8 protein-coding genes are annotated in these 11,912 nt (G+C 70.3%); 7 read left to right on the top strand and 1 reads right to left on the bottom strand.

The window, feature by feature from the left end:
* Positions 1-31 precede the first annotated feature (31 nt).
* The 4 genes from ACZ5K7_RS32975 (at position 32) to ACZ5K7_RS32960 (ending at position 4,957) form a co-directional block, all read left to right on the top strand.
* Positions 32-1,234, top strand: coding sequence for a thiolase family protein (locus tag ACZ5K7_RS32975; protein WP_468919071.1), 1,203 nt, complete (start codon positions 32-34; stop codon positions 1,232-1,234).
* Entirely contained in the window at positions 1,231-1,902 is a 672-nt protein-coding gene (locus ACZ5K7_RS32970; protein ID WP_351701843.1) for a 3-oxoacid CoA-transferase subunit A, read from the top strand. Before ACZ5K7_RS32975 ends, ACZ5K7_RS32970 begins: the two co-directional genes overlap by 4 nt.
* The gene (locus ACZ5K7_RS32965) at positions 1,899-2,582 is read left to right on the top strand and encodes a 3-oxoacid CoA-transferase subunit B (protein WP_351701846.1); all 684 of its coding nucleotides are present in this window, start codon (positions 1,899-1,901) and stop codon (positions 2,580-2,582) included. Before ACZ5K7_RS32970 ends, ACZ5K7_RS32965 begins: the two co-directional genes overlap by 4 nt.
* Positions 2,583-2,815: 233 nt before the next feature.
* Positions 2,816-4,957 (top strand): SpoIIE family protein phosphatase, encoded by a 2,142-nt coding sequence (locus ACZ5K7_RS32960; protein ID WP_468919067.1) that lies wholly within the window; start codon positions 2,816-2,818, stop codon positions 4,955-4,957.
* 61 nt (positions 4,958-5,018) lie between these two features.
* Here ACZ5K7_RS32960 and ACZ5K7_RS32955 read toward each other — a convergent pair whose 3' ends face one another.
* Entirely contained in the window at positions 5,019-6,203 is a 1,185-nt protein-coding gene (locus ACZ5K7_RS32955; protein WP_468919064.1) for a beta-ketoacyl-[acyl-carrier-protein] synthase family protein, read from the bottom strand.
* Between the two features lie 443 nt (positions 6,204-6,646).
* Between ACZ5K7_RS32955 and nhaA the strand changes: the two genes are divergently transcribed.
* From nhaA to secY, 3 genes are all read left to right on the top strand, one after another.
* The gene (gene nhaA, locus ACZ5K7_RS32950) at positions 6,647-8,557 is read left to right on the top strand and encodes a Na+/H+ antiporter NhaA (protein WP_468919061.1); all 1,911 of its coding nucleotides are present in this window, start codon (positions 6,647-6,649) and stop codon (positions 8,555-8,557) included.
* A gap of 165 nt (positions 8,558-8,722) precedes the next feature.
* Positions 8,723-10,327, top strand: a complete 1,605-nt coding sequence (locus ACZ5K7_RS32945) for an adenosine deaminase family protein (RefSeq protein ID WP_468919059.1) — start codon at positions 8,723-8,725, stop codon at positions 10,325-10,327.
* Between the two features lie 146 nt (positions 10,328-10,473).
* Positions 10,474-11,787: a preprotein translocase subunit SecY gene (gene secY, locus ACZ5K7_RS32940; protein WP_351701860.1), complete on the top strand. Its 1,314-nt coding sequence runs from the start codon at positions 10,474-10,476 to the stop codon at positions 11,785-11,787.
* Positions 11,788-11,912: the final 125 nt, after the last annotated feature.

The raw sequence follows: 11,912 nt of genomic DNA, 5'->3' as shown, positions 1-11,912 counted from the left end.
GCACCGCAGTCCGCGCTCCTACGGTGACGGTATGACCGACAGCTATCTCTACTCGGCGGTGCGAACCCCCTTCGGCCGCTTCAGGGGCGCCCTCTCCGAGGTCCGGCCCGACGACCTCGCGGCACAGGTCATCGGCGGGGTCCTCGCCAAGACCCCCGCTCTCGACCCGGGACGCATCGACGACGTCGTCTGGGGCAACGCGAACGGCGCCGGCGAGGACAACCGCAACGTCGGCAGGATGGCCGTTCTGCTGGCGGGGCTGCCCACCTCGGTGCCCGCGACCACCGTCAACCGCCTGTGCGGATCGTCCCTCGACGCCGCCCTGATCGCCTCGCGCGGCATCGAGAGCGGCGACGCGGACATCGTCCTGACCGGCGGGGTCGAGTCGATGACCCGCGCGCCGTGGGTTCTGCCCAAGCCCGGGCGCGGCTTCCCCGCGGGGGACGTCACCGCCGTGTCCACCACGCTCGGCTGGCGCCTTGTCAACGAGCGCATGCCCAAGGAGTGGACGGTCTCCCTGGGCGAGGCGAACGAACAGCTCGGCGACCGCTTCGCCATCTCCCGCGAGCGCCAGGACGCGTTCGCCCTCCGCTCCCACCGTCTCGCCGACGACGCCTGGAACGCGGGCTTCTACGACGACCTGGTCGTCCCCGTCTCGGACGGCGGCCACACCGTTCTGGAACGCGACGAGGGCATCCGCCCCGGGTCCACCATGGAGAAGCTCGCCACGCTCAAACCCGCCTACCGGCCCGACGGCCTCATCACGGCCGGGAACGCCTCGCCGCTGAACGACGGCGCCTCCGCGGTGCTGCTCGGTTCGGCCGCGGCCGCCGCCCGCATCGGCGTGGATCCCCTCGCGCGCGTCGCGGGCCGCGGAGTGGCCGCGGTGGATCCGCAGATGTTCGGGTACGCGCCCGTCGAGGCCGTGAACAGGGCGCTGAAGCGCGCGGGCATCTCCTGGGCCGACGTCGACGCCGTCGAACTGAACGAGGCGTTCGCCGTCCAGGCGCTGGCGTGCGTGGACGCGTGGGACGTCGACCCCGGGATCGTCAACACGAAGGGCGGGGCCATCGCGCTCGGCCATCCCCTCGGTGCGTCCGGCGGCCGCCTGCTGGGCACCCTCTGCCGCCGGCTGCAGGAGTCGGGCAAGCGGTGGGGCGTCGCGGCGATCTGTATCGGTGTCGGCCAGGCCCTCGCCGTGGTCCTGGAGAATGTCGCCGGGAGCAGCCAGTGACCACGCAGCTGTGTGCTGATCCGGACGAGGCGGTCGCCGGCGTCCGGGACGGCTCGACGGTCCTCGTCGGAGGCTTCGGCATGGCGGGCATGCCGGTGGCGCTGATCGACGCTCTGATACGGCAGGGGGCCACGGACCTCACGGTCGTCTCCAACAACGCCGGGAACGGCGACACCGGTCTTGCCGCGCTGCTTGCCGAGGGACGGGTCCGCAAGGTGATCTGTTCCTTCCCCCGCCAGGCGGACTCCTGGGTGTTCGACGACCTCTACCGGGCGGGCCGGATCGAACTGGAGGTGGTTCCCCAGGGCACTCTGGCGGAACGGCTGAGGGCGGCCGGAGCCGGTATCGGCGCCTTCTTCTGCCCCACCGGTGTCGGCACGCTGCTCGCGGAGGGCAAGGAGGTGCGCGAGATCAACGGCCGCCTCCATGTGCTGGAGTACCCCATCGGCGGAGACGTCGCGCTCATCGGCGCTCATCGTGCCGACCGGATGGGCAACCTCGTCTACCGCAAGACCGCGCGGAACTTCGGTCCCGTCATGGCCACCGCGGCCACCACCGTGGTCGCCCAGGTCCGCGAGGTCGTCGAGACCGGCGAGATCGATCCCGAGACCGTCGTGACGCCCAGTATCTTCGTCGACCGTGTAGTACAGGTGGCTGATCACTCATGACCCGGACTTCCGCGACGACCGGCGGTCAGGGCCCGCTGGGCAAGCACGACATCGCCGCCCTCATCGCCCGTGACATCCCGCAGGGAGCCTTCGTCAACCTCGGCATCGGCCAGCCGACCCTCGTGGCCGACCACCTCGCCCCGGGTTCCGGCGTCGTCCTGCACACCGAGAACGGCATGCTCAACATGGGCCCCGCCGCTTCGGAGGACCAGATCGATCCGGACCTGACCAACGCGGGCAAGGTTCCCGTCACCGAACTGCCGGGCGCCGCCTACTTCCACCACGCGGACTCCTTCGCGATGATGCGCGGCGGCCATCTGGACATCTGCGTCCTCGGTGCCTTCCAGGTCTCCGCACGTGGCGACCTGGCCAACTGGCACACCGGCGCACCCGACGCCATTCCGGCGGTCGGCGGAGCGATGGACCTGGCCATCGGGGCGAAGAAGGTCTTCGTGATGATGAACCTCTTCACCCGGGACGGAGCACCCAAGCTGGTCTCCGAGTGCGGCTACCCGCTCACCGGCCTGGCCTGCGTGGACCGCGTCTACACGGATCTGGCCGTCTTCGACATCACCTCGGACGGCGTCCGGGTGCGGCAGACCTTCGGCATCGACGTACCCGAACTCGCCGACCGCCTGGGCCTGCCGCTGCTGACCGGCGCCCCAGGACAGCCGGCTTGAACACGGTTCTGGCTTGAACACGGTTCCGGCTTGAACACGGTCGGCCGTCGGCTCCGGTGGGTGCCCGGCCTGGCCGCTGTTCGTTCACTGTCCGCGTTCGCCGGGTGATCCGCCGGTGTGGGCGAAGCGGGCCCCGGTGATATTCAATGAAGTGTGCGGTCAGGGATCTCGGGGCCCCTCGCCGGGTCCGAGCACGGCTCCGGCGCTGCGTCGGCGATTGCTGAGTGAGCCACATGGACTCCACACCATCCTCCTCGTCGTCTTCGCCGTTCGACATGGTCAGCCGCGCCCTGGGACGTTATGTCCCCCGTGGAGAAGGGGAACCGGCCGCCGGGCACGGCACACGTCTCCGCGAACCCGACGGCCCGGCAGCCGGCCGTCAGGACCAGATACTCGGCGTGATCAACCTGGACAGGGATCTGAGGGTGATCCGCGCCAATCTGGACGCCCCGGTGTTCGCCGGTCTGGACGCCGTGCCCGGGAGTCCTTTCGTCGATCTCCTGCCCCCGGGGGACGTACCGACGGTCACACGTCGGTTGCGGCAGGTTCTGGAGACCGGTGAGGCGCACGTCGCGCGGATCCAGCGCCTGCGGCGCCGCGACGGGTCGGAACTGGTGGTGTCGCTGAGCATCCTGCCCGCCGCGGCGCCTCAGGAAGGCCTGACCGTCTCCGTGATCGCCATGGCCAAGAGGCTGCACCTGTACGCCGCCGAGACCGCGATCGGCACCTCGCTGGACATCGGCGAGACCGCTCAGTCACTGGCGGAGTCCCTGCTGGCCTGGGGAGACGTGGCCGCCGTCGACCTCGACTTCGCCGTGTGGACGGGCGAGGGGGTCACCGCGCAGGCGCAGGGGCGCATCCGGCTGCGGCGGGCGGCCCTGGTGCCCAACCGGGCATGGCCGGAGGGCTATGCCACTCCGGGCGACGATCTTCCCGGCGACGCGAGTCGCCTGCTGGCGCAGGCGGTGCTGCGGGACGACGCCCCGCAGGCCATCGTCATCCCCGACCGGAAGGCGGTCGAGCGGGTCCTCGGCAGTCCGCGGCTGATACGTGCCCTGGTGCCCGGCGACCGGTCGGCGGGCGTGGCATGCATACCGCTCGTCCTGGACGGCGCGCCGCCCGTCGTGCTGGGCCTGGCCGAGATCTGGCGGCGGGCCGGCAGCCCGTTCCGTGACAGCGAGCTGTTCGACCTGCAGGAACTGGTCGCCAGGACCGTCCACCACGTCGACCTGGCCCGTCAGCACCAGCGCGAGCACAAGCAGGTGCTGGCGTTGCAGCGCCGGCTGCTGCCCCGCACGGGCGGCGACACCATCGAGATCGCCAGCATCTACCAGCCCGCCACGCCCGACAGCGCGGGGGTCGGCGGTGACTGGGTGAACAGCTTTCCGCTGCCGGACGGCCGTACCGCGCTGGTGGTGGGTGACGTCGTCGGACACGGCCTGGGAGCCGCGGCGACCATGGGCCAGCTGAGCATGGAGGCCCGCGCCCTGCTGTCCGCGGGGCTCGCGCCCGACGAGGTACTGGAGCACCTGGACGAGACCGTGACGCTGCTGGACGACACGGAGTCCGGGCTGGCGGCCGGCTACAGCGCCCTCGGTTCGACCTGCTGCATCGCCCTCTACGACCCGGTCAGTCACAGCATGGCGCTGTCCAGCGCCGGCCACCTCCCCCCGGTCCTCGTGTCCCCGGACGGGCGCGCGGGCCCGCTCGCGATCCGCCCACACCCCGGTCTGGGCGCCGAGTTCGCACTGCGAGAGCCGTTCGACGTACACACGTTCGACGTTCCCCCCGGTTCTCTGCTCGCCCTCTACACGGACGGCCTGGTGGAGGATCCGACCGTGGCGATCGACGACGGCATCGGCAGGCTGGCGGATGTCATGTCCACGGTGCATCCCTGGGACGCCCTCCAGCAGGCCGCTCGGCATGTGGTCGCCGCCCTGGCACCCCCGCACCAGCGCGACGACGTGACCCTGCTGCTGGCGCGGATGATCGGCTACCGCAAGGGGGACACCGCGACCTGGCGGCTGCCCGCCCGCGACGACGCGCCCGCCCGTGCCCGCATACTGCTCTCCGCGCTGTTGCGGCGGTGGCACACCCGGGACGACACCCGGGACAACGTGCTGCTGCTGGCCAGCGAGCTGGTCACCAACGCGGTGCGCTTCGCCACCGGCCCCGTCACGGTACGGCTGATCAGGGCCGGCCCGAGCCTGCTCTGCGAGGTGGGCGACACCGGCAACGGCAGGCCACGCCTGAGGCGGGGCGGCCTCTACGACGACGCGGGTCGCGGACTGTACGTCGTGCACCGGCTCACCACCCGGTGGGGCGTGCGGTGGACCGACACCGGCAAGGTGGTCTGGGCGGAGGTCGCGAGGTGACGCGAGGACGGCCGGGCGGCGCGGCCTCATACCACCGCCACCCCTCCGTCCCGCCTTCCTGCTACAGCCACTCCCCTTCCAGGGCGGTGGCGGTGAGGCCCGGTGCCGCCGCGTACAGGACGGCGCGGCTGCCCGACTTCTGCCCGGCGTCGTAGGCCCGCCGCATGATGTCGAAGACGGCGGCGCCTCCGCGGTTGCCGCTGGTGTAGCTGTCCCGGCTGTAGTCCAGCAGCCCCGACGGCCACGCGTCGGGCATCGTCTGCTCCATGTACTCCAGCACCCGGGTCCCTCCGGGGTGCGCCAGCAGCACGTCCGGGTGCCAGGAGTCGGGGTGGTCCTCGTATCGGACGCGCAGCCACTCCCACATCGCGGTGACCGTCTCCTGCACGGCGCGCGGCCCACGCCGGTCCATCACGAAGTGGGTGCCGTCCGCCCGCGTGTCCAGGCGGTGCAGGTCCTGGGTGTCCGGCAGGGTGTGGTGCCAGGCGGCGTCCAGCCGTAGCACCGATTCGCTGCGCGGGCGGCCCGTGACCACGGCGGCGACCGCGGTGTCCGCGAACAGGAGCCGGACGATGAGGGACTCAAGAGTGTCGTCCGCGGGCTGGTAGGTGGTGCTCAGCGCCTCCGATATCACGACCAGGACCACCCGGTCGGGGTCCGCGGCCACGAGATCCGCCGCCAGCGCCAGGGAGCGGGTTCCCGCGATGCAGGCCCACTGCGTGGCCGGCAGCAGCATCACGTCGTCGCGGAGCGAAAGCCTGTTGGCCAGGGCGATGTCCAGCCCCGGCAGCGCGGGGGTGGTGGAGTGACTGGTGATCAGGCAGTCGATGTCCGCGGCGTCCAGCCCGGCGATCTGCAGGGCGCCGCGCGCCGCATGCTCCCCGTAGGACTGCACCGCCTCCCAGGCCGGCGCGGTGCGCTCCTGGACGGTCTGCGGCGCGGGTATCGCCTCCAGTGCGGCGATCACGCGATCCACGTCCTGCTGGGTGAACCCTTCGCGTGCCAAGGCCACTTGGGCCGGCGCACTTCCGACAGCCCCCAGGCCACCGCCCTTGCCGGGCGCGACGGCGGCCTCCAGCGGCAGCATCCAGCCGCGGGTCTCGATACCCGTGCTGGCCGCGATGCCTTCGATCCGCGGCGTCCACGCAGCGTGCGGATGCCGGTCGCGCACCTCCGCCACGATCTGGCTGGTTTCCACAGCGTGCTCGCCGTGTATCACGGCAGGGGGGCAGAGGTAAGCGGCCATGGTGAAGCACCTTTCGGAGGAAAAGGGATAAATGGCACGAAAGCCGTGTCATGGGTCACTGGGAACTTCGCACCCAAGAGGCTGGCGATGGGCACCACTTCGGGAGTCGGTTGCCGCTTCGAGCATGGACGCCAAATGGACATTTACGCTGTGATGCAGACAACTCAGACCGCCTTGGGCAGGCGTGACAAGTCACACACCTCTGGGGCGAGGGCACTCGGACCGCTTCCGGAGGGCCTTACCTGACTTGCCGTCAACAAGACCGTCTGGAAGGCCGCCATCACGCGGACGGGCGGTACCCGCGGTCGTCGAAGGGGGTGGCGCTGTCGAAACAGCCGCCCGTGGCGTCCCGTGCCGGGGGCCGGCTGCTCCGATGAGGGCACGGGCCGGAGCAAAGTCGCACGATCCATGTGCGGCTGTTCGGCTGCGGTGATAATCGGCACGTGAGCGGCTATGAGTCCACTGAGGCGTCCGAAGGACTGGCCACGCAGAGCAAGACGCGCTGGCGTTCCTTCGTGCAGACCGAGACAGGCAGTGCCGTCCTGCTCCTCGGCGCGGTGGCCGTCGCGCTGTTGTGGGCCAACATCGACATGCACTCGTACGAGGCCGTGTGGCAGGCGCACTTCACGATCGGCTTCGACACGAGGAATCTGTCGCTGACCCTGCACGAGTGGATCAACGCCGGTCTGATGAGCCTGTTCTTCTTCGTCGTCGGCCTTGAGGCTCGGCACGAGTTCGACATGGGGGAACTGCGTGACCGGCGCTGGGTGCTGCTGAGTACGGTGGCGGGCCTGGGCAGCATGATCGTTCCGGCACTGATCTACCTCGCGTTCAACGCGGGCCGGGACTCGGTGCACGGCTGGGGTACCGCGATGTCGACGGACACCGCTTTCGCGCTGGGCATCCTGGCCGTCCTCGGGTCGCGGCTGCCGGCCTCCCTGCGGGCGTTCATCCTGTCCATCTCGGTCGTCGACGACCTGGTCGCGCTCCTGGTGATCGCGGTCTTCTACAGCGACGACATCCACCTGCCCGCGCTGCTGGTGGCCGTGGGCACGCTGCTGGTCATCACGCTGCTGCGGCTGGCACGGGTCCGCAAGGGGCGCTACTGCGCCGTCCTGTCGGTGATCGTCTGGGTGGCACTGCACGAGGCCGGAGTGGACCCGGTCGTCACCGGACTCGCCGTCGGCGCGCTGGTCGTCGCCTACCCGGCGCCGCGGGAGGATCTGGAGCAGGCCAGTCGTCTCTTCCGCCTGTTCCGGGAACAGCCCACACCCGAGTTGCAGCGCTCGGCCGTACTGGGCCTGACCGCCGCGATCTCCCCCAACGAGCGGCTGGAGCAGAAGTTCCTGCCGTGGGTGAGCTTCGGCATCGTGCCGCTGTTCGCGCTGGCCAACGCCGGTATCGAGCTGAGCGGCGGGAAACTCGCCGCGGCGTTCACCTCGCCGATCACGCTGGGCATCGTGTGCGGCTGTGTGGTGGGCAAGATGATCGGGCTCGTCGGGTCCATGGCAGCCGCACGGCTGCTGTCGGGCGGGAGGCTACGGCCCGGTGTCGGCTGGGGCTCGGTCACCGCCGGCGGAGCGATCGCCGGGGCGGCCTTCACGGTCTCCCTGCTGATCGCCTCGCTGGCCTTCAAAGGCGACGAACTGGACCAGGCGCGCATCGGCATCCTCGCCACCCTGGTCGGCGCCTTCGCGGTGAGCTGGGCGGTCACCGGGGTGATGAACCTGCTGCCGCCCGCCCGCCGGGCCCGGGCGCTGCTGGGCAACGCCGATCCGCTGACCGACCTCGCGGTCGCCGTCGACGCGCGCCATGACCGCATTCGCGGACCCGAACGGGCGGCGGTCACGCTGGTGGAGTACGGCGACTTCGAGTGCCCGTACTGCGGTCAGGCCGAGCCGGTGGTGCGGGAGTTGCTGGGCAGCGACGCGGACGTCCGCTACGTGTGGCGGCACCTTCCCCTGACCGACGTCCACCCGAACGCGCAACTGGCGGCGGAAGCGTCGGAGGCCGCCGCTCGCCAAGGGCGGTTCTGGGAGATGCACGACCTCCTGCTGGAGCGGCAGGACGCTCTCCACGTACGCGACCTGCTGCGCTACGCCCAAGAACTCGGGCTGGACATGGAGCGGTTCCGGCAGGACCTGGAGCGGCACCGGGGCGCTCCCCGGGTGGCGGAGGACGTGGACTCCGCGGACCTCAGCAGCGTCTCCGGCACGCCCAGCTTCTTCATCAACGGCCGGCGTCACCACGGTGCCTACGACATCCAGACCCTGGCGGCGGCCGTCGACTACGCCCGGCAGCGGGCGCTGGCGGAGCACGCGGGCGTCAGTCGACCGAAGCCGGCGACGGACTGAGCGGCAGCACGTCCCGGAGACACCGGAACTCACGAGCACCCGCGCCTGAGACCCATGCGGCCTGTGCGGCCGGTCCGGTCAATGGCTGCGCCCACGCGGGTGACTCCGTCGTGCTCACCGCGCGGCAGCCGGGACCGACCAGGATGATGCGATGATCATCCTGGTGTGACGACCCCTCACGGCCCCCGTGCCGCGCACCCCTCACGCCGCACGGCGCTCTCCGCCGGACTCGGCGCCCTGTCCCTGCTCTGCCTCGCGTCCCTGTCGGCGGCGCCGCCCGCGGCCGCACACACCGGGGCGGTCCCAGGCGTGCCCCGGCCGATGACGGCCGCGGAGGCGCGAACGGCCGCGTACCTGGAGTCGATCCGCAACGACCCCAGGCTGCTGCACGGCTTCTTCCGGCACCTGCCCAAGGGCGGCGACCTGCACAACCACCTCTCCGGGGCGGTCAGGACCGAGTACCTGATCGAGCTCGCCGCCGAGGACGGGCTGTGTATCGGCACGGCCACGCTGACCGCCGCCGTACCGCCGTGCGGCCCCGGCACCCGCCCGGCCGCCGACGCCCGCACCGACCGCGACCTCCACGACGCGATCGTGCGCGCCTGGTCGATGCAGGACTTCCCGCCGGACCAGAACGGTCACGACCATTTCTTCGACACCTTCAACAAGTTCGGCGAGGTGCCCTGGCGCCATCGCGGAAAGCTGCTCGCCGAGGTCGCCGACGCGGACGCGGCGCAAAACCAGTTCTACCTGGAAACCATGATCACCCCGGCCTCCGACGGCGCCAGGCAGCTGGCCGCCGAGGTCGGCTGGGACCCCGACCTGGCCGCCCTGCACGCCAAGCTCGTGGCCGGCGGCAGGCTCGACAAGGTCGTGGCCGACGCGGTCAAGGAGACCGACGACGGTGACGCCGAGTTCCGTACGGCCGCCCGCTGCGGCACCAGCCGTCCCCGCCCCGGCTGTGCGCTGACCGTGCGCTGGATCTCCCAGGTCAGCCGCGGTAGTTCACCCGAGCGCGTCTTCACACAGCTGGCCCTCGGTATGCGGCTCGCCGAGCGTGACTCCCGGTTCGTCGCCGTCAACCTCGTCCAGCCCGAGGACTGGGACAGCTCGCTGGCGAACTACAGCCTGCAGATGCGCATGGTCAACTACCTGCGCACCGTCTACCCCAAGGCCCATGTCACCCTGCACGCGGGCGAGTTGTGGCCCGGGCTGGTCAAGCCCGAGGCCCTGAGGTTCCACATCGAGGAGGCCGTGAACGTCGCCGGCACGGAGCGGGTCGGTCACGGCGTCGACCTGGTCCACGAGGACGACTGGCAGCAGACGGCCCGTACGATGGCCGCCCGCCAGATCGCCGTCGAGGTGCCGTTCACCAGCAACGCCCAGATCCTCGGCGTGCGGGGCGCCGAACACCCCTTCAACACCTACCGTTCCTACGGCGTACCGGTCGTCCTGGCGACCGACGACCCCGGTGTCTCCCGCATCGACGTCACCCACGAGTACCAGTACGCCGCCCAGACCTACGGCCTGACCTACCCCGAGCTGAAGGACCTGGCCCGCGCCTCCCTCGAGTACGCGTTCCTCCCCGGCCGGAGCCTGTGGCGGGGCAACCCCACTCGGGACGGCTACCGCCCCGCGGCCGCCTGCACCGGCCAGTTGCCCGGCAGCGGCCGTACCCCGAGCGCGGAGTGCCTCCGGCTCGTCGCCGGCAGCCCGAAGGCCGCCGTCCAGTGGCGGCAGGAGGCCGCTTACGCCTCCTTCGAGAGGTGAGTACCTGAGTGCGGGGGGTGATGTGAGCCCATAAGTTGCAAATTCCGTTGAACAGGTGTCGGGCGACGCGCGAGGAGTCATGCATGTGTGGCCCGAACCGTTCGCCGACCCCGACGGCCCATGCGCGAAGGGGTGCAGGAGGCACCGTGCTCACCGCGTTCATCAATGCCTTCAAGACGCCTGACCTGCGTAAGAAGCTGCTCTTCACACTGGCCATGATCGTGCTCTACCGGGTCGGTACCCATGTCCCGATCCCCGGCGTCAACTACCGAGCCGTCCAGAGGTGTGTGAGTGAGGCGTCCGGCAACCAGGGGCTGTTCGGCCTGGTCAACCTCTTCAGCGGGGGCGCGCTGCTGCAGATCACGATCTTCGCGCTGGGCATCCTGCCGTACATCACGGCCAGCATCATCCTTCAGCTGCTGACCGTGGTCATCCCTCGTCTGGAAGCCATGAAGAAGGAGGGCCAGGCGGGCACGACGAAGATCACCCAGTACACCCGTTACCTGACGGTGGCCCTCGCCGTCCTGCAGGGCACCGGCCTGGTCGCCACCGCCCGCAGCGGCGCGCTCTTCTCCGGCTGCTCGGTCGCCTCCGCCATCATTCCGAACCAGTCGGTCTTCACCACCGCCACGATGGTGATCTGCATGACCTCCGGCACCGCCCTCGTCATGTGGCTCGGGGAGCTGATCACCGACCGCGGCATCGGCAACGGCATGTCGATCCTGATGTTCATCTCGATCGCCGCCTCCTTCCCGTCCGCGCTGTGGGCCATCAAGAAGCAGGGCACTCTGGCGGGCGGCTGGATCGAGTTCGGGGCCGTCATCGTCGTCGGCCTCGCCATGGTCGGCCTGGTCGTCTTCGTCGAGCAGGCCCAGCGCCGGATCCCGGTCCAGTACGCCAAGCGCATGATCGGCCGCCGGTCCTACGGCGGTACCGCGACGTACATCCCCGTGAAGGTGAACCAGGCAGGCGTGATCCCGGTCATCTTCGCCTCCTCGCTGCTGTCCATCCCGGCCCTGGTCGCGCAGTTCTCGGGCGGGGACTCCGTCTGGAAACGGTGGATCACCCAGAACCTGACCAAGGGCGACCACCCGATCTACATCGTCCTGTACTTCCTGCTCATCGTGTTCTTCGCGTTCTTCTACGTCTCCATCTCCTTCAACCCGGAGGATGTCGCGGACAACATGAAGCAGTACGGCGGCTTCATCCCGGGCATCCGGGCCGGGCGGCCGACCGCGACGTACCTGTCGTACGTGCTCAACCGGATCACCTGGCCGGGTTCGCTGTATCTGGGGGTGATCGCCCTCGTCCCCACCATCGCGCTGGTCGGGTTCGGGGCGAGCCAGAACTTCCCGTTCGGCGGCACCAGCATCCTGATCATCGTGGGTGTGGGCCTGGAGACCGTGAAGCAGATCGAGAGCCAGCTCCAGCAACGGAACTACGAGGGCTTCCTTCGCTGACCCGGGCGCCGGGGGCCGCCGCCCTGACGGCATCACGGTGACGGACATGGTGACGGACATATCGGTAATATCGGTACAGCATGTCATCCACATCCCGGCCTCGGTCGTTCTGCCACCGAAGGATC

This window comes from Streptomyces sp. NPDC031497, from assembly GCF_055580905.1.
The sequence above is the reverse complement of the archived record's forward strand: the minus strand, read 5'-3'. Positions and strand labels throughout refer to the sequence as shown.